Raw genomic sequence first — 21,484 nt, 5'->3', positions numbered from 1 at the left:
GGGGCGAGAGCTATTGTGGAGAGCCTGAGGCCGACCACGTAATCCGTCACGCCCGAGGTTGCGGACTCATCTCACCTCGGCGATGCGGGAGTACGGGAACTCAGATTCCCGGTTCTGAAAACTCAAGATGCTCGGATTCTTGACCTCACCGTTCTGGATCTCGATCGCCCGGGAGATGGTGGGTACCTGTGCCCAAGCATGCGGCCCCTCCAGAACCGTGCTCAGATACGGCAAGATCGCTTCGCTGATCTCCCACGTCGCCGAGTTCCACAGATATGACGGGGTGTGGTCGACGGCGTAGTAGTTGACACCTTGACCGACTGTGAACATCGGATTCTCGAAGCCTGTGGGCTTCGCCCATTCGAAGCCCATTCCCTCATCGCATGAGACATCGATGATGAGGCTGCCGGGAGCGAACTCCTTCAGGTCCTCCGTGCGCAGGTAGGTCATCGGCGCGGAGACATCTTGGAGCGTGCAGTTGAGGACGATGTCGTGTGAGGCGAGGAAGGTCGGGAGGAGCACGTCGCCCTCGTCCGTGACCACCGTGGACAGGTGTGTCGGACCGTCGCCGGTGTTGAGCTGGGTGATGTGCGCGCTGTGAATCGGTGAACCGACAGCTGAGGCCCCTCTTTGCGTGAGGACCTGGATGTCGTAGATCCCCTGGGCCTTCAGCGCAGTGACAGCCCCGCGCGCGGTGGCACCGAAGCCGATGACGACCGCACTCATCCGCGGACCATAATCACCGGTCGAGCCGCGGAGGCTCAATGCGTGCTGGACAGAACAGTAGCCGGCGAGCTCGTTGTTCTTGTGGAATACGTGCAGGCTGAAATCTCCCTGCCGAGTCCAATGGTTCATCGCTTCGAAGGCGATGAGAGTGAGCCGACGATCAATAGCAGTCTGCGCCATCGCCTCGTCCTGCACGCAGTGTGGCCAGCCCCACAGGATGCGGCCTTCGGGTATCGCGTCCACGTCTGCCGCCTGCGGTTTCGGAAGGAGGAGGACCTCAGCGGACTCGATCACTTCGGAGCGTTCCGCGACTCGTCCGACACGAGACTCGATGTAGCCGGGTTCAAGCTGGAAATCCTCAGCATAGCCGCGTTCGACGATCATTTCGGCTCGTACCTCGGGGTCGATTCGATCGAGGTGATGAGGGTGAATCGGGAGCCGCCGTTCGTTCTCCATAGAAGAACTGGCAAGTAGGCCCAGAGTGAGAAGACTGCTGGTCGGTGTCCCATCATTCGCCGAGGCGGTGGAGTCGGCAGTGGTCGGTTGAGCGGTGCCGGTCATCCGGCCTCCCATCGTCGGGGAACCAGAGTCAGCTCCACCTTCGACTATACGCTGGGCCCTTCTGCCGTCTGCACCGGGCTACTTCCCGGTCAGAGAACCTGCGGCGTAGGCGGCCTGACCGACGTGAACGGCGGCGTCGTCGATGATCGATGCCAGTCGTACTCCGCGAGTGACCGGGGGAGTCCAGTTCTCGTCGATCACGTCGCCGAGGTCGGTCTCCGAGAGTTCGCTGACGTAGCGACCCAGCGCACTGAGCGTGGCTTCCAGATAGTCGATGAGCAGCTGCTGATCATCGACCTTGATCCCAGCCGCCTGTTCCGGCGTGTGCCCGAGACCGACTGCATCACCGGATTCTCCCAACCCGAAGCGTTCACGGAACTGCTCCCACACCTGTTCGTCACCGGTGAGGTCAGAGAGCTGGACATCGACCTCGCGTCCGCTGTGCCAGAGCAGCCATGCAATCGAATTGGGATGGTCGCCAGGGTGGGAGTTGAGCTGTTCGGCGGTGAGGGCCGGCAGGCGCTTGACCGCGTCGACAGGGCGCTGAGCCAAATCGGTGAGAATCTCAATGCTGTTCATATGGCCCATTGTGCTCTTCGTGGCCGCTCATGTCATTCGTCGTCACTCACATCGTTCGCAGAGGCGGTCAGTCGTGCCGAGGTCGTCTGCGATTCTGTTTGATCTCGGAGCGACGTCGCTCGGCTCTGACTCTCCGACGCCGGGAGTTCATCGACGGTCGGGTCGCTTTGCGCATCACTGGTGGGGCGAGCGCCTCGCGCAGAATCTCGGCAAGTCGCTGCCTGGCCGCGTTGCGATTGCGCAGCTGCGACCGCTGCTCCTCGGAACTGACGGTGAGGACTGACCCGGAGAGCCTGGACGAGAGCATATGCAGGACACGCTCGCGCTGCTCGTCCGTCAGCACGGTGGTCGATCCTAGGTCGAGGCTCAGCTGCACTCGTGTGTCGGAGGTGTTGACGTGCTGTCCTCCGGGACCGGATGACCGTGAGAACTGTTCGCGAAGCTCGGTGCCGGGCACCAAGAGACCATGGGGTATCCCGGGCCCGGCGGGCACGTGCAGATCATCCACGTGCTCAGTCTGTTTCGAGTTCTTCGCGCAGTCGTGGTTCGACTCGATGGTTGGGACGAATGCCTGCCTTGTCGGCGTAGAACTCACGGATCCGGTCCATATCGGCAGCCACGTCCCCGGTCAGCTCGATGGTCGGCCCCAGCCCGGTGGTCATCGTTGTCCGATCGACGAAGCCGAGCGTCACAGGCATCCCGGTCTTCATAGCTATCCGGTAGAAGCCCGACTTCCAATGAGTGTGCCCTTTGCGGGTGCCGTCGGGGGTGACAACCAATCCGAAGACCTCACCGGCATGGACACGGTCGATCACCTCGGCGACAACGCGTTTGGGATCGGATCGATCGACAGGAATCCCGCCGAGTCCGCGCATGATCGGTCCACGCCAGCCTGTGAACAGGCTCGTCTTGCCCAGCCAGTGCACCTCGATGCCCAGGCGCCAGGCGATGGCGAGCATGACCGGGAAGTCCCAGTTGGAGGTGTGCGGGGCACCGATGAGGACGGTGGGTCGGCTCGAGGCAGGCTCGGTGACCAGTTTCCAGGGGCCGAGGAACCAGAATGCGCGGGCGATGAGACGTCGAAGCATGCTCACTACGGTAGAGCACCCACTGGGCTTGCGCTCTCAGGCACGCGACCGCCTCGGCGAGGATGAGTATCGAACCCGAGGCGCTCAATACCGACAATGACCCGAACGACGGCACTGAATAGGAGGATTTCTCGGGCATCGACTGGGCCCTCGTGCTATGGCCCACGCGCTTTCTGAGTGACGATGGCAGCCTAGTCGGCATCGGTGCGAATGTGGGCCTTCGCATCAGCGGGCCGAGTGGCCAGTTCCCGAATACCTGGCGTGAGCCGCGGACAGGACCTCGAACAGGCGGCGCCGCCTCACGACATGAACGCCAGGTTACTCAGCGACGCGAGTGCACTGTGACCCGAGCCGAATGGGTGCCTCACAGATAAGACCTTCGTCAAGCTAACGAGCATGGCAGTCATCACGAATATCCTCATCGCCGATCGTCGACTGGGCGATGACCAGCTCGCGACACTGCCGCTGACCCCGCGACGAGAGCAGATCCCCGCCGAGGCGGTCATGCTCACTCCGTCCGATCAGCAGGTCTGCGTGGCGCACACCGAGACCTCGACGACCATCGACGAGGGCAGTGCCCTTCCAATGGAACCCGACTTCGTGTTCCCCACCGACGATGGGGAAGGCGAACCGGAAATCGACGGCGACGTGCTCATCGAGCTCCTGCCGCTCATCGCCGGTCTGCTGGCCGACGTCGATGTCTTCGAGGTCGAGGGCGAAGGATTCGACTCGATGTCGGACGACTCGGACGACTTGGGCGGAGTGGAGCGCCCAGCTCAGGGATCACCGGCAGAGACCGAGGAGAAGAAGCAAGGATTCTTTTCGCGCCTGTTCGGAAGCTGAAGGCTCACCGACTGTCGTTCACATGTTCGGTGAATAACCCGGCAAGTGAATGTGCGTCTGCCTCTATTTTCGCCGAGGCACGGACCAAGCTCAACGGTTCCCCGACCTCGAATCGACCTGACTTCTGGTGCGTCGGGGTGGAATAAATCCACCTGGCTTGTCGCTGTGGTGAAGAGTAAGCGTCGTCAACAAAGGAGATTCACATGTCTGATGCAGACCGCGTAGTCATTCTCGGAGGCCACGGCAAGATTGCGCTCTTGGCCGCGCCGAAGCTGAAGGAAGCCGGATACTCGGTGGATTCCGTCATCCGCAACCCGGATCAGACCGCCGAGGTGGAGACTGCAGGTGCGAACGCCGTTGTCCTCGACATCGAATCCGCTGACACCGGCAAGCTCGCGGAGCTGTTCACCGGAGCAAAGGCCGTGGTCTTCTCGGCAGGCGCCGGTGGCGGCAATCCTGACCGAACCCGCGCTGTGGATCTTGAGGCAGCGAAACGCTCCATCGACGCCAGCGTGCAAGCGGGAGTCGATCGCTACGTCATCGTGTCCTATGCCAGTGCGGGCGTCGACCTCGACCGGGTCGATCCGGAGAGCTCGTTCTACCCTTACGTTGAAGCGAAGCACGGAGCAGATGAGCACCTGCGTGCAAGCTCCCTGAACTACACGATCCTCGGGCCCGGCGGTCTGACCTTGGAGCCGTCGAAGGGCAGCGTGCTGCTGGCCGATGGCTCCGGTGACGTCGACGGCGCGACCCCGGACAGTGACACGCGAGTGACTTCACGTGAACTCGTCGCCGATGTGATCACCCATGTCATCGCCAAAGAGGCCGCGAAGCGAGAGACCGTGAACTTCTACGACGGTGACACTCCGATCGCCGAGGCTGTGAAGTAAGACCTCGCGACACGCATATTTCGCGGCGCACAGATGGGGAGATCGAACTCAGTGTTCGATCTCCCCATTGTCATGCTCACGACGTCTTCACCCTCGATCTTTCCTGTTCCAGAGCTGGTGGGTCAGACCACTCGATGAGCCGATCGTCTCGATCGTGAAGCGGTCCTCGATGCCGCTGATGCCTTCCCACAGCGAAACACCCGTGCCCAAGGTGATCGGAACGATCGCCACACCCATGAAGTCGATGAGGTCTGCGGCGAGGAACTGGCGAATGGTCGACGGACCACCGCCGATGCGCACGTCGAGGCCGTCCGCGGCGTTGATCGCCTGGTCCAGGACCGCCTCGGGGGTGTCATCGACGAAATGGAAGCTCGTCCCGTTGGGAAACTCCATCGCCTCCTTAGGGTGGTGAGTGAGGACGAAGCACGGAGTCTTGAACGGCGGTTCCTCGCCCCACCAGCCGCGCCACCCATCATCGGGCCACGGCCCCTCCTGCGGCCCGAACTTCTTCCGACCCATTATCTCGGCGCCGATGCCCTGCCCCCACATTGCGAACAGCGCGCGATCTAGTGTGACAGACCCATCGACGCCGCCGATCCCTTCGATTCCTTGTCCGTCGAACCAGCCGAAGAGTGCTTGGGCGCCGCCGATCGGCTCATCGAACGTCACATAATCACCGGCGGAGTAGCCGTCCAGTGAGACGAATTGACTGTGTACGCGTACTCGAACCATGATCACTCCGATGTGATAGTCAGCGATGAGTGTGTCAAGCGTAGAATGTAGTGATTGCTGATTGCAACTACTTGGGAGGATGAATTGCGAAGCGAACCGCGCTCGGGCTGCGCGATCAACGCAGCCGTCGAAGTCCTCGGTGATTCCTGGAGCCTCATCGTGCTTCGCGACATCGTGTTCGGCAATCGCCGCCATTTTCGCGAGCTCCTTACTCTCAACGACGAGTCAATCGCCTCGAATATGCTCTCCAGCCGCCTGAAGAAGCTGGTCGCCGAAGGCCTGCTGACCCGGGCAGACACGGTTCGCGGCCAAAAGGCCGCCTATTCCCTCACCGAGGCCGGAATCCAGGTGGTGCCGGTCATGGTCGCACTCGGTGCCTGGGGAATGAATCACCGCCCGACCTCTCATGAGCTGACCGTGAGAGCCCGAATTCTCGCTGAGTCGCCCGAGCTGATCGACGATTTCATGGACGAACTGCGGGAGGCCCACCTCGGCGTTGCGCTTCCTGAATCTCCTCGGCCACGGGCTTCGGAGCGTCTGCAGGCCGAGTATGAGGCTGCTCTTGGGAAGACGTGATCAAGGAGTCGATTCGGTGAGGCGCCCCGCGGCGTCACTTGAGGTGGGTGCCGGGCGGTGTGCGGCGAGGGGGCAGCGCTAGGTGATCCAGCTGCCTGTAAGCGATGATCGAGACGATCTCGATCAGCTTGCCGTCAGCGACCGTGCATGCCATGAGTCCCAATGTGCGGCCGCTCGCAGTCGATACGAGGATGCCGGGTTCACCGTTGACGCCGACCCGACGAGCCTCGATCCTCTCTGGGTCTCCACGTCTGACTGCAGCCAGCACGTCGTTTGCCCCCAGCTGAACTGTGTGACCGTGCGCTGTGCAGCGATGCCAGGTGACGTTTGGATCGAGAACATGCAGCAGGGCGTCGAAGTCACCCTCTCGTGCAGCTATGAGGAATGCATCGACGGCCGCGCGTCTCTTTGTCAGGTCGCCGCTGGGGGCAGGGACGTCTTTGATCTTGCGGCGAGCACGGCTGGCCGCCATCTTCGCGGCCGCGCTTGATCGACCGATGATCGTGGAGATTTCGACGAACGGAACTGCGAACAAGTCGTGAAGGACGAAAGCGAAACGCTCTTCTGGCTGTAGCGAATCGAGCACAATCATCATCGCGGGGCCAAGTGAGTCCGACCGGACTGCGGTGCTTTCCGGGTCGTCGTTGTCATCAGTGATGACGGCTTCGGATATCCAAGAATCAAGAGACGATTCGCCGCGAGTCGTGCGACGGCGCAGAACATCGAGGCAGATGCGTCCGACGACCCGGGTGAGCCAGCCGCCGAGGTTGTCGATGTCCTCAGGGTCCTGTCTGTCCAGTCGGATCCACGCCTCCTGCACGGCATCCTCCGCATCGGTGCCCGATCCGAGCACCTTCGATGCGAGTGCGGTGACCCGCGGTCGATGGATTTCGAAGTCAGAGGCCAGAAGAGATTCCTCGATGGCTGTTACCTTTCTGCGCCGCGCTGCGTCATCAGGGTGAAGGCCCGAACGGGCACTTACGAACACGAAGGAACGTGATGATGAATATCGTACTGTGGATTCTTGCCGGCATGATGGCGATCGCATTCGGAATCGGCGGCGCCGCTCAGATCATTCTCACCAAGGAACACTACCGTTCGCTGGCCCGCAGCCAGCACTGGGTCGATGACTTCGATTCGAGGCACGTCAAGGCGATTGGAACGATCAAGATCATCGGTGTGATCGGGCTCGTCCTGCCTCCACTTGTCGGCATCCTCCCCATTCTGTCGCCACTGGCCGCATGTGGGCTGATGCTGGTGATGGCAGGGGCGGCAACGACGAGATTCCGGCGCAGTGAATGGGGGCTGATGGTCGGCGACACGGTCTATCTGCTGACCTTCGCATTCCTCGCCTGGGGCCGATTCTCACTGGCACCATTTGGTATGTGAGTGCGAAGCCGGCCTTGTCAGAGCCGCGGCTGTGTGCTTCTATGGAGTAAGTAGTTGCAGAATGCAATTGCTGTGAAGGTTGAATCGACTCATCGATCTCAAAGGAGCGATCATGTTCACCGGTCTGATGGCCAGCATCACCGTCAATGATCAGGACCAGGCGCACGACTGGTACTCGAAGGTCTTCGAGCGCGACCCCGACGCCACTCCAATGCCGGGACTGCTCGAATGGCATTTCGGAAGCGAGTTCGGAGTCCAGGTCTGGGCCGAGCCGCAGCGTGCCGGATACTCGACCGCGGTCATCGGGGAGTCGGACCTCGATGCACTGGCTGAGCGGCTGGCTGCCGCTGGTATCGACCACGGCGGACCACAGCCGGGCGGTGGTCAGCGGATTCTGCAGATCGCTGACCCCGACGGCAATCGAATCGTCTTCTCCGGTGAGTGAGGCTGCAATGAACCCCATGACCGACACTATTCAACTGAGCACGGAGATCGCACGTCCCCGCGGGGACGTCTGGGTGGCCTTCGCCGACACCGAAGCCAGGCAGCAGTGGAGTGCCCCAGCCGGCGAAAGGGTCATCTACGACCGCGATGACTTCCGGACCGGAGGCCGTGCGGAATATCGGTGTGGGAGCCCTGAAACGCTCGAGTTCAGTGCGGCCATCGACTACATCCACGTCGAAGTGGAGGACTTTGCCGTTCACACCGACACAGTGTGGCGCGGGGACAAACTCCTCGCCACAGGGATGATCACCTGGTCCTTCACTGACGTCCCCGCAGGCACGCTGGTGACGATCGTGAACCAGGTGGTGTCGTTCGTCGGCGCCGATATGATCGATGGCAGTCGGAACGGTCATCGAATCGCCCTCGGGCAGCTAGGCGCCTTCTTCACAGGTCCAGGGCAGGTCCGCTCCAGCACGACTGACGGTGATGGCCGCCCGGCGTGAGGCATTCTCGCCGAGGTCGGTGAGCACGACCTCATCCAGATCCTCGAATTGGGTGCCTATGCCCTGCAGATCGTGGACAAGAGAGGTCATGAAGGTATCTCCGGCACCGATCGTGTCCCTCACCTTTACTGCTCTTGCCGGAACCCTCACCCTCGCCGAGGCGGTCGAGAGGATCGAGTCCTCCGATCCGCAGGTGAGTGCGACCAGTTTGGCCCCGAGACGAAGGACCTGATCCATCTGAGCATCGGCACTCTGTCCGGGATAGAGCCAGTCCGCGTCGACATCACTGAGCTTGACGACATCGACGCGTGTAGCGAGAGACTCGAACCGAGCCAGTGCCTGTTCTCGGTCTCCGATGATGGAGGGCCGGATATTGGGGTCGAGGCTCAGCAGTGCTGAGGAGTCTCGTCCGCGCTGGAGAAGAGAATCGACCGCAGCGGCACCGGGGGAGAGGAATGCCGCGATCGAACCGACATGAATTGCCGCCCAGTCGCCGCTGTCGACCAGCGATGCATCGGGGTCCCAGCGCAGTGAGAACTCGTATTCGGCAGAGCCGTCCGCCGACAGCAGAGCTCGTGCCGTCGAGGTCGAACCAGTCGGGCGGGCGTGCACACGGACGTGCGACTCCCGCAGATGAGCCAGAAGGAACCCACCGTGGAAGTCATCTCCGACATCGGTGAGCAGCTCGACATCGGCGCCGAGGCGTCCCAGGCCGAGGGCGACATTCGCCGGCGCCCCGCCAGGAGCATAGCGATCTGATGATCCGGCCGAGCTGACGATGTCGATGAGAGCCTCACCGATGACAAGAATGCTCATGCGCTCGATTCTATGCGCACACGAGTGTTCAGGTGCCTCATCCGCTCGAATAGTACGCATATAGTGCAGAGGTCGACTTTGACATCAGTTCATGTCAGTGCCGTCTGGAATCGTTGCCGCATGGACAAAGACACCATGGAATCAGAAGTCAGAACGATCGTCGATGCGGCCTCAGCTCGCATCCTCACACCGAGGGAGGGCGAATGCCTGGTCTGCTACGTCTTTCGCCAGCTCGGAGAATTCGGCTGCGATGGAACACATCGCTTCGCCCTGACATTTCGGGACCGAACAGCTCCTCGGGCCACAGCGCTATTGGAACGCTTGGGAAGCATGGGCGCCTGCTGCTGTGACTGCGAGGTATTCAACAACGCATACACGTTCGCATCGCGACCGTGGATCACCGGGGCCGCATTCGGGGAGGCCATCGGCACAGGGTTCGAATCCCAAGAGCCGGTCGACCTACGCGAGGAGTTCGGCATCAACGAGCCACCCGCGAAGATCTTCTACCTGTGCTGCCAGTTCGTGCGTCGAGGCTCGACGCAGCCCTGCCCGAACTGGGTGCGAATGAGTCGGTGGTGAGAAGCAGGGCGATGGGATTCCGGCAGAATAGGACACATGTCTCCACATCTGCCGCTGTTCCTCGACTGTGATCCCGGAATCGACGACGCCATCGCCCTCGGATATCTGCTGTGCCAAGACGATGTCGACATCATCGGCATCGCGGCCTCAGGCGGCAACGTGTCCACCGCACAGGTCAGCGCCAACGCTCAAGGCTGGCTTGAACTTGCTGGACGGACGGACATACCCATCCACCGGGGAAGCGAGTTCCCCACAGCTTGGCCGACCGAAGGCACCGACGGACACTCTTCGATGTCGCCAATCGCCGAACCCGAGTACGCTGACCTCACCCACGGACTCACCGGTGCCGGATATGCGCGGCTTCCACAACCGGCGACACCGGCAAGCACCATCAGCGCCGCTCAAGCCTGGGTCGATGCTGCACAGTCTCACCCCGGAGAGCTCATCGGCGTTGTCATCGGCCCGTCGACGAACCTTGCCCTGGCCATTGCCATCGAACCCGAACTTCCCAACCTGATGAGACGACTCTTCATCATGGGCGGTGCCTTCAACTATCGCGGCAACACCCACCCGACCACCGAATGGAACGTCACCTTCGACCCCGAGTCGACGGCGAGCGTCATTGCCGCCTTCGACCACGCTCATCGCGAGGGTACTCATCGGGTCCTGCCGGTGATCGCCCCAATCGAAGCCACCGAGGCTCTTGAGATGACTCCCGCACGGTTGAGAACGATCCTCGACGCGGCTCCGAAACCTCATGACGGGACAGGAGAACCATCGGCTGCTGGTGAGAGATGGGGCAACTGGCTGGCCCAGATGGCCGAAGCCCTGCGCTTCTACTTCGAGTTCCACGAATGGGACGGTCTGGGCTACATCGCCCACATCCATGATCCCTTCGTCCTCGCCTGCGCCCTCGAATGGGCACGCAGCGACGAGATCACGACCACCTCGGCGGGCAGCGACGAACCAATTGCGAACGGAACTCGAGGCACGCTGCCGTGGGCCACGACGATCTGTGCGCCCGTCGACGTCGAACTCACCGGTAAACTCACACGTGGCGAAACCGTCGCCGATTGGCTGGGACGGTGGGGGAAGGGCGTCAATGCCGAGATCATCCGCGCGATCGACGCGCAGACCTTCCTCGACCACCTCGGCGAGACACTGAGCAAAGGACCCCATCATGACCACGAAATCAAGACAGTCTGGGCAGGGGCCGGCACACACCGTCGGTCCCGCACAAAACCAGAGCACTGAGAGTCACGGCACTAAGAGTCACCAGAGCCACGCGCTTCCTCTCGCACTGACCTTCCTCGGCACCATCGTCATCCTCGGCACATATATCGCGGTCCTCCTGACGCAACCGGCCAACCTCGGCACGAACTTGGGACATACGACTCTGTGGGTCATGCTCGGATACCTGCTCGGGGGAGTCCTCCTCGCAGCCGGCACACTGCCGCTCATCCCGCGCAGCATCCTCGCGCTCATCCCAGTCGCCATCGCCGCCAATATCGTCATCGGCCATGTCGTCGGCAATGTCACCCCCATCCCGCTCTACCTCGACTCGATCGGGACCGTGATGATCGGCGTCCTCGCCGGTCCTGCAGCCGGAGCGTTCACCGGCATCATCTCCAACCTCATCTGGGGAGTCACCCTGAGCCCGAGCGTCATCGCCTTCAGCTCCGGGGCGGCCTTCATCGGTGCGGCTGCAGGGTGGGCGGCACGGCTAGGTGCCTTCCGCACTCCCTGGTTCGCCGTCATTACCGGCGCTCTTGCAGGAATCCCTGCCGGAGCACTCGGCGCTCCTGTGGCTGCCTACGTCTTCGGCGGCGGTCTGGGCTCGGGCACCGGCGGCGTCGTCGCCGTCCTGCAGGCAGCTGGCCTCGAGATGCTCAATGCGACATTGGCACAGAGCCTGTTCTCCGACATCCTCGACAAGGCGCTCATCTTCGCCTTGGCCTATGTGGTCGTGCGCACCCTGCCGCGGCGAATTCTCGACAGGTATCCGTTCACCGACCACAGTCTTTCGCGCAATTCGCGTAATTCGCGCACCCCAGTGCAGGTCGGCTGAATGACCTCGACTGTTCTCGACCGGGAACAGCAGGCCGCACACCGTTGGCATCCAGCCACCGAGATCATCGTCCTCGTATGCTCTCTGCTGCTCGTCTTCGGCATCCCGTCCCCGGTCGTGCCCATCGCCATCATCGCCGCCACGCTCATCGCCGCGGTGGTCTCACCCGCAGTGAGGCTGCGCACCTGGGCGATCGGCGTCGGCGTGCTGTGCCTGCCGACGCTGATCGTCCTCAGTATCGTGCAGGGACTCTTCTACCCCGGCGCCGAGGTGACCGTGCTGTGGGAATACGGTCTCGCCCAACTCACCGTCGAAGGTCTGGCGATCGCCGCTCAGATCTGGCTGCGGGTCAGTGCGCTCGTGTCCCTGTGCGCATTCTTCGGACTCGGAGTCGACTCGGCTCGCCTGTATGACGGGCTGCGGGCCTTGCGGCTGCCCTCCTCGGTGGCCTATATCTGCGCCTCGGCGATCGGCCTCATCCCACTCATCCGCACCCGCACTCAGCAGATGATCGAGGCCCGCGCCAGTCGCGGTTGGGACGTGAGCAGTTGGGTGGTCCGCACTCGGCTGCTGCCGAGCATCGTCACCGGCCTGTTCACCTCCGTCCTCATCGAGGTCGAACAGCGTCACGATGTGCTCGAACAACGCGGTCTCGGAGAATCAACGCAGGTGACGTCACTGCAGGATCACCACGACGGCCCGAGCCAGTGGTTCCTGCGCCGAGGTGCTCCCCTCCTCACCTGCGTCCTCGTCGTGTGCTCCGTGGCCGATGTCCTGCCCCTGCCCACTGCCGACCAGATGATCTGGGGTGCCTGAGACAATGATTCTCGAACTCATCGGCGCCGGCTTCACCTACCGCAGCGGTGCGGCTGCGACACTGGCCGATATCGACCTCCGCCTGGCCCCAGGACAGATGCATGCGATCCTCGGAGAGGTGGGCTCGGGTACGTCCACCCTGGGCCGGCTGATCACAGGGTTGTTGTCCGAACGTGGAACCAGCCTCGGGCACATCCGCGTTGCGGGGACCGCGGTGATGCTCGGCGATGACCCTGAGGCGCAGCTGAGTGGAATGACGAGCCTCGTCGGCGATGAGGTTCAGCTGTCCGGGCGGCTGCATGGGGACGAGGTCTCAGCGGTCGAGAGGCGTGCACACCAGGCCCTTGGCTCACTGGGCATCGGCGATCTGTGGCGGCGACGCCTCGATACTCTCTCCGGTGGTCAGCGCCAACTCGTCGCACTGGCGGGACTGCTCACCGGGAATCCATCATTGCTGGTCCTCGACCAGCCCTCGCTGTCCCTGGACCCGGAGACTCGGCGGCGCCTCGGCGCAGCGCTTCGGGCCTTCTGCGTCGCTGGAGGTGCGGTCCTCATCACCGCCCATCAATTCGACGAGGTGGCCGAAGCCTGTGACCAGGTGAGCATCCTGGAATCCGGTCGGCTGATCACGACGAACATCCGCCCCTCAGCCAGCGAACTTGAACGACAAGGGATCTGGGACACTCGACCACGTGGGCAAGGAGAGCCACGTGAGCCACACCGGTCATGTGAGCCATATCAGCAATTTGAGCCACGCGGGGCGGACCGCTCTGAAGCTGCCGGACCGTCGGCCCCGGCTTCTGTCGCACTGTCGGTGCGCGGGCTGAGCGTCGCCCGCGCTGGGGTCTCCGTTCTGACCGACATCGATCTCGACCTCGCATCCGGCGAGATCGTGTCGATCGTGGGATCCAACGGGGCAGGGAAGTCCACCCTCCTGCGCACTCTCGCTGGTCTCCTCGGAACCGGGGCCAGAACATCGGGCGTGATCAACGTCGATGGCAACGGAAGGCCGGTGAGCCTCGGCGATGCTCCTGCCCACGAACGAGCACAGCACCTCGGCTGGGTGGGACAGGACCCAGGCAGTCAGCTTTCAGCTGCGACCGTGCGCGAAGAGCTCATGCACGCCGTGCCACTGCCCTCGCACAGACGCCGCGACAGGGCAGCGATCCGCACCCGCCGACAGAAGGCGGTCACCTCGGCGATGGCGACGACTCAGCTGGATTCTTTCAGCGAGACTCATCCCTATGATCTGAGCATCGACCTCCGCAAGGATCTGGTGATGGCGTCGGCACTCATCTTGAGCCCTCGGATTCTCCTCCTCGACGAACCCACTCTGGGCAGAGACCGCAATGCCATCGACAGGCTGAACGTGTTCATCAAGGATTTCCGCCGCCGTGGTGGATCCATCCTGGCCACCACCCATGACCGGCACTGGGCCACAGCGACAGCCGATCGCATCCTGCTTCTCAACGAGGGGCGGGTGAATCAGGACGAGCAGTGCGGGGGAGCGGCCGGTTGAGGCCGCTTCGGGTGATCCGCTCAGAAATCGTACGCGGCATCCGTGGTCGGGGCTTGCGGCCCGCGGATCTTCTGCAGATGCACGTGCCTGATCAAGCGGATGACCGGCCGGATGAGCATCTCAACGCTGCCGAGGACGAAGAGGCAGGTTCCCGTGAACACCCATGCCTCGGAGAAGAACATGAAACTGCCGATGAGGAACCAGATGCCGATGAGAACATCGTTGACGATGCTCAGCACCTGATAGCGCTGCCGGATGACGAGTTCGTCACGTCCGATGCGGATCGTCAGGTTGTGGTCGTCATCGGTCATATCGTCCTCCTGGACTCAAAGCGTGTGGACTCAATTCGCGGCGCCGAGAGCGCAGCTCGCCCCTGAATCGATGCTAGGCGGGACCAGCGCTGCTTGACCATGTCCGCAGGTGATTGCGACTGCCTCGGCCATGTCAGTGCCGCGTCCTAGCGTGAGGTCATGGATAAGAACGTGAATTCGTTTGATGCACTGTACGCCGAAGTCGGCAGTCACAGATCCGTGATGCCATGGGACGAGCTGCTCGGCTTCGTCCGCCGATTTCCCCAGATCGCCGCGTTCAACGCGGCTCTCATCGCGCAGCAGAACGCCGGAGCGATATTCGTCGAAACAGAGCACGCGTGGCAACAGAAATTCGGAAGGCTCCTCACAGACGAAGCCGTGGCATTGATCGTGCTGCATCCCTTCGCTCCGGTGCGCTTCGTCTACGATGTCGAGGATACCCACGGCCCCCCGGTCCCCGATGCCGCGGTCAACCCTTTCAAGGCAGCTGGGGCACCGACGTGGGACGGGCATCGTCTCGTCATGGACGTCCTGCACCGAAAGGGGCTGGACCTCGCCGGTCTGCCGAAGACGCAGAGTCCCACTGTGATGTTGAAGCATGTGCTCGATGAACTCGCGCTGATCTATGCCGGGCATCTCGGAGCTTTCCCGAAATTGGGGATTGCTGCCAGTGAGACGGACATCGACGGACGACAGTCCCACTTCGAAGCCGAATGCATCACCTGGCTGATCGCCGGACGCCTCGGCCTGAAAATGGCGGCGACCGGAACGTTGAAGGGCTACCTCAAGCACGGTGAGCTCCTGCCCCCGCTGTCCAGAGATCGGGTTCTGCACTCGGTCAATGCCATCGAAAAGCTCTTCGGCGGGGCACTGGCCTTCGGTCGAACAATCCGCGAGGACGTGCCGAGCCTGTTCCCGCTGACCGAACAGTGGTCTCCCTCCTCCTAGCAGGTGGCATCAGCCTGGCGATCCTCGACCCACACCCGTGGACAGATTTCTGCAGATCCCTGGTCAAAGCGGCGGCGGGCGAGCAGAATGCCTATATGTCCACAACCCCGAACAGATGGACCAAAGCCACCGTCTATCCCGACATGTGGGTGGACCCCGATGACGATCCACGCAATACCGGCGGCACGAGTCCCGACGGCGAAGCCGAGACTCAGCTCGAGTTCATCCGCGACTACCGCTTCACCCTGCGGATGAAATGCGCGGACCTCGATGCGAAGCAACTGGCCACACGCTCGGTCCCGCCGTCGACTATGTCGCTCCTGGGTCTGCTCAGACACATGGCCGAAGTCGAACGTGACTGGTGCAACTGGATCACACAGGACGAGCAGCGGCCCTCGCTCTATGGTGGCCTCGATGCGGCCTTCGACGTTTCAACGGCCGATGATGACATGCTGGCGACAGCCCTGGCAGATCTCGAAGCGGAGCAGGGGACCACCGATTCCGAGGTTGCCAAGCACGAAGATCTGGGAACCCGCCTCGGCGAATCGCAGATAGAGGTGAGGGAACTCCAAATCCATCGGATCGAGGAGTACGCCAGGCATTGCGGGCATGCGGACCTTCTGCGGGAGCGCATCGACGGCCGAACGGGTCAATGACCACGGAGCAGAAACAGGTACCCTTGATTGAACGATCTCAATGAGGAGACATCATGACCCGCGCAGTACAGATCACCTTCGATTGTCACGATCCGATCGGTCAAGCCACCTTCTGGGCAGAGACGCTCGGATACGTCATCCCTGGCCCTCCCGGAGTCCGCCTCAGCGCCGGTGACGATCCTTTTGCCGCGTGGAAGGAATTCGTCGAGGGGCTGGGCATCGACTTGAAGCCTGAGGATTTCCGCGCCGCGATCGAGGATCCGCAAGGACGCGGTCCCCGAGTGTTCTTCCAGATAGTGCCCGAGGACAAAATCGTCAAGAACAGAGTCCATCTCGATGTGCGTGCTGCCCCCGGTCTGCAGAACAGCGAACGGATGCAGGCGTTGGAAGACGAATGTCAGCGTCTGCAGGAGCTGGGTGCACAGCGTCTCGAACGGGTTGATCCGAATCCGCCGATGGAGACTGGATTCATCGTCATGGCCGATCCCGAGGGAAACGAGTTCTGCCTCGACTGACTAGGGTTCTGATCAGGATGAGAATCCTCTTAGCAAGGGGGCAGTGGGCGCACCTCCTTGTTACCGTTGAGGGCATGAAGACACAGAGATGGGCCACGCGAGCCGCTGCAGGAACCATGATTGCCGCCTTCGCCCTCACCGGCTGTTCAAGTGGGGACTCAGGTGATGGTCAGGCCTCGGAGAGCGAGGGCCAGACCCCGGAATCAGCTGAGGCTCAGAACGCTTCTGACAATGACGAATCAGGCGCCGCTGAAGACACGAAGTCACAGGGCTCGACGACAACCAGCTCCTCGGGGTTGGCCGCTGATGCCGATCTGAGCAAGGAATCACCATCAGTGGCACCCAAGGATGCCATTGCCACGGCGAAGAAGGAAGCGAAGGACGGCACCGTACACGGCATCGAACTCGACTTCGACGAACGCGACAAGGCATGGCAGTACGAGGTCAAGGTCATCGACGGCGCCACTGACTTCGACGTCGAGATCGATGCTGAGACCGGTGAAGTCGTCGACACGGAGAAGGACTCCTCGGACGACAAGGAGAAGGCCATCGACCTGAACGACCCGATGACCTTCGACGAGGCGCTCAAGCTTGCCCAGGACAAGGCCTCGGGCCGACTTGACGGATGGAAGCTCGAATCCGACGACGGCCGTATCGAATACCAGTTCTATTTTGATGACAAGGGTGAAGAGATCGAGGTATCCGTCGACGTCGAATCGAAGAAGGTCACCGTCGACGACTGACCGTTGCCGCATCCTGATCACCCCAGTGCCGCATCCTGAGCACCATCACGACAGATGGGCACTGTCAGGACGGAACATCGCGGCGTAGGCTGGCGCCATGCCCTTGAACCCAGTTGCGTCGCCTCGGCCGGCGGGGCGTCTCAACGTCATCGCCGGCCCCATGTTCTCAGGCAAATCCGAGGAACTCATGCGTCGCGTCCGACGAGCAAAGATCGCCGGGGTCAATGTGCTCGTCCTCAGCCACTCTCTCGACACACGTTCCGATCTGTCGGCGATCACCTCTCACGACGGGATCAACATTCCTGCGGTACCCGTCGGTGACGTCGAGACCCTCGCCGAGCTCGCCCGCGCCGAGGACTATGAGCTGGTGGCCATCGATGAGGCCCAATTCTTCGGGCCTGACCTGGTGCCGACCGTCTTCGACCTCGTGGAACGTGGTGCTGCAGTCATCGTCGAAGGCCTGTGCGTGACGTTCGACGGCGGCCCCTTCGAACCGATGCCGACATTCATGGCCGTGGCCGAGGACGTTCTCAAACTCACGGCAGTGTGCACGATCTGCGGTAGGGATGCCGTCTTCCACCAACGTGTGGGCACCCCCGGGCTCAGCGTCGAAGCCTCGGAACTGAGTGCCACCGACATCGATGCCAGCCATGTCGGGGGTCTCGAATCCTATGTCGCACGTTGCCGGGAGCACTTCGCTCCACCGCACTAGAAGCAATCGGTCACGACCGCATCAGAGCAGCTGCTCAGTCCTCGATGCTCTCCCACACATCACGCCAGATCCGGGCTAGGTCCGGAACCTGATAATGGGCATTGAGGCCGCTGGGCTGAGGTACGACGTGAAGGTCGATACCCTCGGGCCAGCCATCGATGAGAGACGTGTCCTGCTCGCCGAGGTGGGCCTTGGGCAGGGAATATCCGATCCGGAACGACGTGATCCCAGCGACTGCGACTACCTTGGGGCGGATGTCGTCGAGTCGGCGGACAAGCCTGGCCGCACCCTCGCGCAGTTCCTTCTTGTCCAGCTCATCGGCCCGAGCCGTGGCCCGTCCCACGAGGTTGGTGATGCCGATGCCGCGTGCCAGCAGCTGTGCCTCGTCCTCGACGGCCAGGCCCAGGGAGGCGTCGACGAGGTGATCGGTCAGACCTGCCTGATGCAGAGACGGCCAGAAGCGATTTCCCGGTCTGGCGAAGGGTGCATTGACCGCGGCCGTCCACAGGCCCGGGTTGATTCCGACGATGAGCATCGAGAGTTCACCCGAGCGCACGGGGAGAACGTCATCGATGGCGTCGGGATTGTCGGTGGCGAACTCAGCGAGGTCGTCCTTCGTCGGCTTTCGTCCGCCTAAGGGCGATGGTCGGCGGGAGCTGATGAAACTTTCCTCAATCACGCTGTCCACACTACCGTCGAGTCAGAACGGACGAATCAGCGCCCGTCGCCTCAGGACCATCGGGAGACCCATGACGCACGAACACGGGCAGCAGACTCATCAGCACGTGCGACCGCACGCCGGTGAGTCAGCCCCCTTCCACTTCGAGAACACGTGGAGGGTCGATGCCAGTCCGACAGAGGTCTGGTCCGTGCTCTCCGATGTCAAGTCGTGGCCGCAGTGGTGGCCGGGCCTGCCCGTGGCGGTCCCCGTCGATGACAGGAACGTGCCCGGCCGCCGCGCCGAAATTCAGGTGGAGAGCCCGATCGGAGTCACCTTGAGCTTCGGAATCGAACTTCAGGACACAGACCCGCCGAGCTTCGTCTCGTTCTCCGCCACCGGTGATCTGAGGGGGACCGGTGTGTGGTCGCTGGAGCAGACGGGCCCGATCACCACGATCAGCTCCGTGTGGTGTGTGACCACTTCGCGCTTGTCGATTCGCATGCTGCGTCCCGTGGCAACGTGGATGCACTCACGTGTGATGAGAGCCGGACACCGCGGTCTGGCCAGACGACTGAACAGTCTCATGCTCTGAGGCCGACCACGCATCGATGCCGCCGTCCAGGGACCGCAGACGCACGGACTCCGGTGCCGCATCGCGCAGAAGCTGCACGGCCTGAGCGGAGCGGGCCCCCGACTTGCAGTGGATGACGACCTCGCGAGGTAACAGCGTGACAAGAGTTTCCACCGCGGGCCACCCCTCGACCTGCAGCACACCCAGCGGCAGGTGGACGGATCCGGGTATCGATGCCAGATGGCGCTCCCAATCGGCCCGCACATCGATGAGAAGGGCGGAGGAAGGATCAGCCAGATACTCATCGACACCGATCTCGTCCTCCCGATCTGCACCGTCACCGTCTGCTTCTGCACGGGCAGCCGCACAGGCCACAGCCACCTCGGCGAGGTCGGTGACAGGTTCGCGATCAGGATCCGGTGAGAACCTCAGCGTGGAGTAGTCGGACTCCAGTGCGTCATAGCGCAGCAGGCGACCGATCAGGGGAGTGCCGATGCCGCAGATGAGTTTCACCGCCTCCGTGGCCATCGCCGAACCGATGGTTCCGCACAGCACCCCGAGGACACCGCCTTCGGCGCAGTTGGGCACGGAATCGGCCTCGGGGATGTCGGGGAACAGGTCGCGCAGCATCGGCCCGTGCCCGGGAACGAAGGTGCTCACCTGTCCGGCGAAGCGAAAGATCGTGCCCCAGATCAGTGGGGTGCCGGTGAGTTCGGCCGCATCATTGGACAGATACCGGGTCGCGAAGTTGTCTGCGCCGTCGAGCACCAGATCATGAGACGCGAAGAGTTCGAGCACATTGGCGGGACTCAAGCGCTTCGCAACTGCGTGAACCTCGAGCAGCGGATCGAGGCGCAGCAGGGCGTCACGGGCGGAATCCACCTTGGCTCGACCGATGTCGGCACCACGATGAAGGACCTGGCGCTGCAGGTTCGAGGCTTCGACCACATCGTCGTCGATGATCGTGATCGTTCCGATCCCGGCCGCAGCCAGGTAGTGCAGAACCGGGGCACCCAAGCCACCCGCACCGATGACCAGCGCCGAGGCGGCCCGTAACCGGCGTTGTCCTTCGACCCCGATACCCGGCAGGCTCAGATGCCTGGCGTAGCGTTCGAATTCCCGTGGGCTCAGAGAATCAAGCGGTTCGACCAGCGGGCCCGGATTGTCCACCGCGCTCATCTCGGGGTCACCATCCCGTCGAAGGTCGATGAAGCCAGAGCCAACGGTCGCTTTGGGATGCGCCCGGCATGGGCAGCCAGATGACCGGACTCCACGGCAAGGGACATCGCCCGAGCCATGGCCCTGGCATCATGTGCCCGGGTCACCGCAGAGGCCAACAGGACGGCGGTACAGCCGAGCTCCATCGCCAAAGCCGCATCAGAGGCGGTGCCGATTCCGGCATCGAGGATCACAGGCACCTGGGCGCGGCTGACGATCGTCTCGATGTTGTGCGGGTTGAGGATGCCCAGCCCGCTGCCGATCGGAGCGCCGGCAGGCATGACCACAGCAACCCCGGCATCCTCGAGCCTCTTGGCCAGCGCCGGATCGTCGTTCGTGTAGGCGAAGACCGTGAAGCCGTCGAGCACGAGCTCCTCCGCCGCCTGGAACAGCTCCACCGGGGCGGGCAGCAAGGTCTCCTCATCGGCGATGACCTCGAGCTTCACCCAGTTCGTCTCGAGAGCTTCCCTGGCCAACCGAGCAGTCAGCACAGCATCCCTGGCTGTGTAGCATCCAGCCGTGTTGGGCAGGATACGGATACCCAGACGCTGCAGCAAAGCGAAGACCGAGTCCCGGGCAGTGCCGTCATAGCGGCGCAGTGCCACGGTGGTGAGCTCAGTGCCCGATGCTTCCAGCGCCTGTTCGAGGATGCTCAGCGAACTTGCGCCGCCGGTGCCCATGACGAGCCGGGAGTTCATCGCCACTTCGTCGACGTTCCAGGTCATATCAGCCTCCCTGCACTGCGGTGACGATGTCGACACTGTGGCCCTCGGCCAGAGTGAAGCCCGACCACTGTCCGCGCCTGATGACCTCACCGTCGACGGCGAGCGCGATGCCCAGGCGACTGCCGTCGACGGGGGTGCCGTCGGCGCCGATCTCCTTGTCGACGATGCCGGAGATGAGGTCCTTGGCTGTGGTGGGACCGGCGAGTGCGTGGCGCTCGCCGTTGAGCGTGATGGTGATGGTGTCGGTCACGGATGACTCCCTGCTGGGTGCTGAATCGAAACGGTGTGCTGCTGT

The 21,484-nt window shown here is 62.6% G+C and carries 29 protein-coding genes; 17 read left to right on the top strand and 12 right to left on the bottom strand.

Annotated features, from left to right (window positions below; all coding sequences use genetic code 11):
- Positions 1–66: 66 nt before the first annotated feature.
- The 4 genes from HX613_RS19475 to HX613_RS19460 form a co-directional block, all read right to left on the bottom strand.
- A complete protein-coding gene (locus HX613_RS19475) occupies positions 67–1,287 on the bottom strand; it encodes a N(5)-(carboxyethyl)ornithine synthase (RefSeq protein WP_235346848.1) in 1,221 nt (406 codons plus the stop codon).
- A 78-nt stretch (positions 1,288–1,365) separates the two neighbouring features.
- Entirely contained in the window at positions 1,366–1,866 is a 501-nt protein-coding gene (locus HX613_RS19470) for a mycothiol transferase (protein ID WP_235346847.1), read from the bottom strand.
- Positions 1,867–1,933: 67 nt separating this feature from the next.
- Positions 1,934–2,374 (bottom strand): alternative ribosome rescue aminoacyl-tRNA hydrolase ArfB, encoded by a 441-nt coding sequence (arfB, locus tag HX613_RS19465; RefSeq protein WP_235346846.1) that lies wholly within the window; start codon positions 2,372–2,374, stop codon positions 1,934–1,936.
- Positions 2,375–2,378: 4 nt separating this feature from the next.
- Positions 2,379–2,954 (bottom strand): 1-acyl-sn-glycerol-3-phosphate acyltransferase, encoded by a 576-nt coding sequence (locus tag HX613_RS19460; RefSeq protein WP_235346845.1) that lies wholly within the window; start codon positions 2,952–2,954, stop codon positions 2,379–2,381.
- Between the two features lie 396 nt (positions 2,955–3,350).
- Between HX613_RS19460 and HX613_RS19455 the strand changes: the two genes are divergently transcribed.
- Both HX613_RS19455 and HX613_RS19450 read left to right on the top strand, forming a co-directional pair.
- Entirely contained in the window at positions 3,351–3,797 is a 447-nt protein-coding gene (locus HX613_RS19455; RefSeq protein WP_235346844.1) for a hypothetical protein, read from the top strand.
- 203 nt (positions 3,798–4,000) lie between these two features.
- Positions 4,001–4,687: an SDR family oxidoreductase gene (locus HX613_RS19450; protein WP_235346843.1), complete on the top strand. Its 687-nt coding sequence runs from the start codon at positions 4,001–4,003 to the stop codon at positions 4,685–4,687.
- Between the two features lie 87 nt (positions 4,688–4,774).
- Here HX613_RS19450 and HX613_RS19445 read toward each other — a convergent pair whose 3' ends face one another.
- Positions 4,775–5,419 carry a dihydrofolate reductase family protein gene (locus tag HX613_RS19445; RefSeq protein WP_235346842.1) on the bottom strand — a complete coding sequence of 215 codons (645 nt, stop codon included), beginning with the start codon at positions 5,417–5,419 and terminating at the stop codon, positions 4,775–4,777.
- A gap of 54 nt (positions 5,420–5,473) precedes the next feature.
- On the opposite strand from HX613_RS19445, the gene HX613_RS19440 reads away from it, so the two are divergent.
- Positions 5,474–5,995 (top strand): winged helix-turn-helix transcriptional regulator, encoded by a 522-nt coding sequence (locus HX613_RS19440; protein ID WP_235346841.1) that lies wholly within the window; start codon positions 5,474–5,476, stop codon positions 5,993–5,995.
- Between the two features lie 34 nt (positions 5,996–6,029).
- Here HX613_RS19440 and HX613_RS19435 read toward each other — a convergent pair whose 3' ends face one another.
- On the bottom strand, positions 6,030–6,983 hold the full coding sequence (locus HX613_RS19435) for a sigma-70 family RNA polymerase sigma factor (protein WP_235346840.1): 954 nt from the start codon (positions 6,981–6,983) through the stop codon (positions 6,030–6,032).
- Positions 6,984–6,994: 11 nt separating this feature from the next.
- On the opposite strand from HX613_RS19435, the gene HX613_RS19430 reads away from it, so the two are divergent.
- From HX613_RS19430 to HX613_RS19420, 3 genes are all read left to right on the top strand, one after another.
- Positions 6,995–7,384: a DoxX family protein gene (locus tag HX613_RS19430; protein ID WP_235346839.1), complete on the top strand. Its 390-nt coding sequence runs from the start codon at positions 6,995–6,997 to the stop codon at positions 7,382–7,384.
- A 112-nt stretch (positions 7,385–7,496) separates the two neighbouring features.
- Positions 7,497–7,829: a VOC family protein gene (locus HX613_RS19425; RefSeq protein WP_235346838.1), complete on the top strand. Its 333-nt coding sequence runs from the start codon at positions 7,497–7,499 to the stop codon at positions 7,827–7,829.
- A gap of 16 nt (positions 7,830–7,845) precedes the next feature.
- Complete coding sequence (locus tag HX613_RS19420; protein ID WP_235346837.1) at positions 7,846–8,331, top strand: SRPBCC domain-containing protein; 486 nt, start codon at positions 7,846–7,848, stop codon at positions 8,329–8,331.
- Here the strand turns inward: HX613_RS19420 and HX613_RS19415 are convergent.
- A complete protein-coding gene (locus tag HX613_RS19415) occupies positions 8,260–9,147 on the bottom strand; it encodes a carbohydrate kinase family protein (RefSeq protein ID WP_235346836.1) in 888 nt (295 codons plus the stop codon). The two genes, HX613_RS19420 and HX613_RS19415, sit on opposite strands and share 72 nt — an antisense overlap.
- A gap of 120 nt (positions 9,148–9,267) precedes the next feature.
- Here HX613_RS19415 and HX613_RS19410 point away from each other — a divergent pair, with 120 nt between their 5' ends.
- Genes HX613_RS19410 through HX613_RS19390 form a run of 5 tightly spaced genes read left to right on the top strand, consistent with a single transcriptional unit; the run spans position 9,268 to position 14,129 of the window.
- Positions 9,268–9,726 carry a DUF2695 domain-containing protein gene (locus HX613_RS19410; protein WP_235346835.1) on the top strand — a complete coding sequence of 153 codons (459 nt, stop codon included), beginning with the start codon at positions 9,268–9,270 and terminating at the stop codon, positions 9,724–9,726.
- 36 nt (positions 9,727–9,762) lie between these two features.
- Entirely contained in the window at positions 9,763–10,980 is a 1,218-nt protein-coding gene (locus HX613_RS19405; protein WP_235346834.1) for a nucleoside hydrolase, read from the top strand.
- Positions 10,907–11,794 (top strand): histidine kinase, encoded by an 888-nt coding sequence (locus HX613_RS19400; protein ID WP_235346833.1) that lies wholly within the window; start codon positions 10,907–10,909, stop codon positions 11,792–11,794. Before HX613_RS19405 ends, HX613_RS19400 begins: the two co-directional genes overlap by 74 nt.
- Entirely contained in the window at positions 11,795–12,610 is an 816-nt protein-coding gene (locus HX613_RS19395; RefSeq protein WP_235346832.1) for an energy-coupling factor transporter transmembrane component T family protein, read from the top strand.
- On the top strand, positions 12,603–14,129 hold the full coding sequence (locus HX613_RS19390) for an ABC transporter ATP-binding protein (protein ID WP_235346831.1): 1,527 nt from the start codon (positions 12,603–12,605) through the stop codon (positions 14,127–14,129). The genes HX613_RS19395 and HX613_RS19390 overlap by 8 nt, the downstream gene beginning before the upstream one ends.
- Positions 14,130–14,149: 20 nt before the next feature.
- Here the strand turns inward: HX613_RS19390 and HX613_RS19385 are convergent, their stop codons facing one another.
- Positions 14,150–14,440 carry a YrhK family protein gene (locus tag HX613_RS19385; RefSeq protein ID WP_235346830.1) on the bottom strand — a complete coding sequence of 97 codons (291 nt, stop codon included), beginning with the start codon at positions 14,438–14,440 and terminating at the stop codon, positions 14,150–14,152.
- 159 nt (positions 14,441–14,599) lie between these two features.
- Here HX613_RS19385 and HX613_RS19380 point away from each other — a divergent pair, with 159 nt between their 5' ends.
- From HX613_RS19380 to HX613_RS19360, 5 genes are all read left to right on the top strand, one after another.
- Complete coding sequence (locus tag HX613_RS19380) at positions 14,600–15,388, top strand: hypothetical protein (protein ID WP_235346829.1); 789 nt, start codon at positions 14,600–14,602, stop codon at positions 15,386–15,388.
- Between the two features lie 95 nt (positions 15,389–15,483).
- Positions 15,484–16,044: a DinB family protein gene (locus HX613_RS19375; RefSeq protein WP_235346828.1), complete on the top strand. Its 561-nt coding sequence runs from the start codon at positions 15,484–15,486 to the stop codon at positions 16,042–16,044.
- A gap of 53 nt (positions 16,045–16,097) precedes the next feature.
- Positions 16,098–16,559 (top strand): VOC family protein, encoded by a 462-nt coding sequence (locus HX613_RS19370; RefSeq protein ID WP_235346819.1) that lies wholly within the window; start codon positions 16,098–16,100, stop codon positions 16,557–16,559.
- Positions 16,560–16,633: 74 nt separating this feature from the next.
- Positions 16,634–17,302: a PepSY domain-containing protein gene (locus tag HX613_RS19365; RefSeq protein WP_235346827.1), complete on the top strand. Its 669-nt coding sequence runs from the start codon at positions 16,634–16,636 to the stop codon at positions 17,300–17,302.
- 97 nt (positions 17,303–17,399) lie between these two features.
- On the top strand, positions 17,400–18,014 hold the full coding sequence (locus HX613_RS19360) for a thymidine kinase (RefSeq protein ID WP_235346826.1): 615 nt from the start codon (positions 17,400–17,402) through the stop codon (positions 18,012–18,014).
- A gap of 34 nt (positions 18,015–18,048) precedes the next feature.
- Here HX613_RS19360 and HX613_RS19355 read toward each other — a convergent pair whose 3' ends face one another.
- Positions 18,049–18,693: a mismatch-specific DNA-glycosylase gene (locus HX613_RS19355; RefSeq protein WP_235346825.1), complete on the bottom strand. Its 645-nt coding sequence runs from the start codon at positions 18,691–18,693 to the stop codon at positions 18,049–18,051.
- Between the two features lie 70 nt (positions 18,694–18,763).
- Between HX613_RS19355 and HX613_RS19350 the strand changes: the two genes are divergently transcribed.
- Entirely contained in the window at positions 18,764–19,267 is a 504-nt protein-coding gene (locus tag HX613_RS19350; RefSeq protein WP_235346817.1) for an SRPBCC family protein, read from the top strand.
- On the opposite strand, the gene moeB is transcribed toward HX613_RS19350, so the two are convergent.
- From moeB to thiS, 3 genes are all read right to left on the bottom strand, one after another.
- A complete protein-coding gene (gene moeB, locus HX613_RS19345) occupies positions 19,205–20,425 on the bottom strand; it encodes a molybdopterin-synthase adenylyltransferase MoeB (protein ID WP_235346816.1) in 1,221 nt (406 codons plus the stop codon). The two genes, HX613_RS19350 and moeB, sit on opposite strands and share 63 nt — an antisense overlap.
- Positions 20,422–21,189, bottom strand: coding sequence for a thiazole synthase (locus tag HX613_RS19340; protein ID WP_235344851.1), 768 nt, complete (start codon positions 21,187–21,189; stop codon positions 20,422–20,424). Before HX613_RS19340 ends, moeB begins: the two co-directional genes overlap by 4 nt.
- Before the next feature lies 1 nt (position 21,190).
- Positions 21,191–21,484: sulfur carrier protein ThiS (gene thiS, locus HX613_RS19335; RefSeq protein WP_235346824.1), on the bottom strand; the 294-nt coding region annotated here is incomplete at its 5' end.

Source organism: Brevibacterium sp. UCMA 11754 (assembly GCF_021532275.1).
Classification (GTDB): Bacteria; Actinomycetota; Actinomycetes; order Actinomycetales; family Brevibacteriaceae; genus Brevibacterium.
This window is presented reverse-complemented; position numbering and strand designations above follow the sequence as displayed.

What these genes read in the sequence shown, in the direction of transcription:
- HX613_RS19420 (WP_235346837.1), top strand. Translation starts at nt 7,846, where the DNA reads ATGACCGACACTATTCAACTGAGCACGGAGATCGCACGTCCCCGCGGG.
- HX613_RS19415 (WP_235346836.1), bottom strand. Translation starts at nt 9,147, where the DNA reads ATGAGCATTCTTGTCATCGGTGAGGCTCTCATCGACATCGTCAGCTCG.
- HX613_RS19450 (WP_235346843.1), top strand. Translation starts at nt 4,001, where the DNA reads ATGTCTGATGCAGACCGCGTAGTCATTCTCGGAGGCCACGGCAAGATT.
- HX613_RS19365 (WP_235346827.1), top strand. Translation starts at nt 16,634, where the DNA reads ATGAAGACACAGAGATGGGCCACGCGAGCCGCTGCAGGAACCATGATT.
- HX613_RS19400 (WP_235346833.1), top strand. Translation starts at nt 10,907, where the DNA reads ATGACCACGAAATCAAGACAGTCTGGGCAGGGGCCGGCACACACCGTC.
- HX613_RS19445 (WP_235346842.1), bottom strand. Translation starts at nt 5,419, where the DNA reads ATGGTTCGAGTACGCGTACACAGTCAATTCGTCTCACTGGACGGCTAC.
- HX613_RS19370 (WP_235346819.1), top strand. Translation starts at nt 16,098, where the DNA reads ATGACCCGCGCAGTACAGATCACCTTCGATTGTCACGATCCGATCGGT.
- HX613_RS19425 (WP_235346838.1), top strand. Translation starts at nt 7,497, where the DNA reads ATGTTCACCGGTCTGATGGCCAGCATCACCGTCAATGATCAGGACCAG.
- HX613_RS19405 (WP_235346834.1), top strand. Translation starts at nt 9,763, where the DNA reads ATGTCTCCACATCTGCCGCTGTTCCTCGACTGTGATCCCGGAATCGAC.
- HX613_RS19340 (WP_235344851.1), bottom strand. Translation starts at nt 21,189, where the DNA reads ATGACCTGGAACGTCGACGAAGTGGCGATGAACTCCCGGCTCGTCATG.
- HX613_RS19460 (WP_235346845.1), bottom strand. Translation starts at nt 2,954, where the DNA reads ATGCTTCGACGTCTCATCGCCCGCGCATTCTGGTTCCTCGGCCCCTGG.
- HX613_RS19475 (WP_235346848.1), bottom strand. Translation starts at nt 1,287, where the DNA reads ATGACCGGCACCGCTCAACCGACCACTGCCGACTCCACCGCCTCGGCG.
- HX613_RS19395 (WP_235346832.1), top strand. Translation starts at nt 11,795, where the DNA reads ATGACCTCGACTGTTCTCGACCGGGAACAGCAGGCCGCACACCGTTGG.
- HX613_RS19360 (WP_235346826.1), top strand. Translation starts at nt 17,400, where the DNA reads ATGCCCTTGAACCCAGTTGCGTCGCCTCGGCCGGCGGGGCGTCTCAAC.
- HX613_RS19350 (WP_235346817.1), top strand. Translation starts at nt 18,764, where the DNA reads ATGACGCACGAACACGGGCAGCAGACTCATCAGCACGTGCGACCGCAC.
- moeB (WP_235346816.1), bottom strand. Translation starts at nt 20,425, where the DNA reads ATGAGCGCGGTGGACAATCCGGGCCCGCTGGTCGAACCGCTTGATTCT.
- HX613_RS19375 (WP_235346828.1), top strand. Translation starts at nt 15,484, where the DNA reads ATGTCCACAACCCCGAACAGATGGACCAAAGCCACCGTCTATCCCGAC.
- HX613_RS19410 (WP_235346835.1), top strand. Translation starts at nt 9,268, where the DNA reads ATGGACAAAGACACCATGGAATCAGAAGTCAGAACGATCGTCGATGCG.
- HX613_RS19380 (WP_235346829.1), top strand. Translation starts at nt 14,600, where the DNA reads ATGGATAAGAACGTGAATTCGTTTGATGCACTGTACGCCGAAGTCGGC.
- HX613_RS19430 (WP_235346839.1), top strand. Translation starts at nt 6,995, where the DNA reads ATGATGAATATCGTACTGTGGATTCTTGCCGGCATGATGGCGATCGCA.
- HX613_RS19470 (WP_235346847.1), bottom strand. Translation starts at nt 1,866, where the DNA reads ATGAACAGCATTGAGATTCTCACCGATTTGGCTCAGCGCCCTGTCGAC.
- HX613_RS19385 (WP_235346830.1), bottom strand. Translation starts at nt 14,440, where the DNA reads ATGACCGATGACGACCACAACCTGACGATCCGCATCGGACGTGACGAA.
- HX613_RS19455 (WP_235346844.1), top strand. Translation starts at nt 3,351, where the DNA reads ATGGCAGTCATCACGAATATCCTCATCGCCGATCGTCGACTGGGCGAT.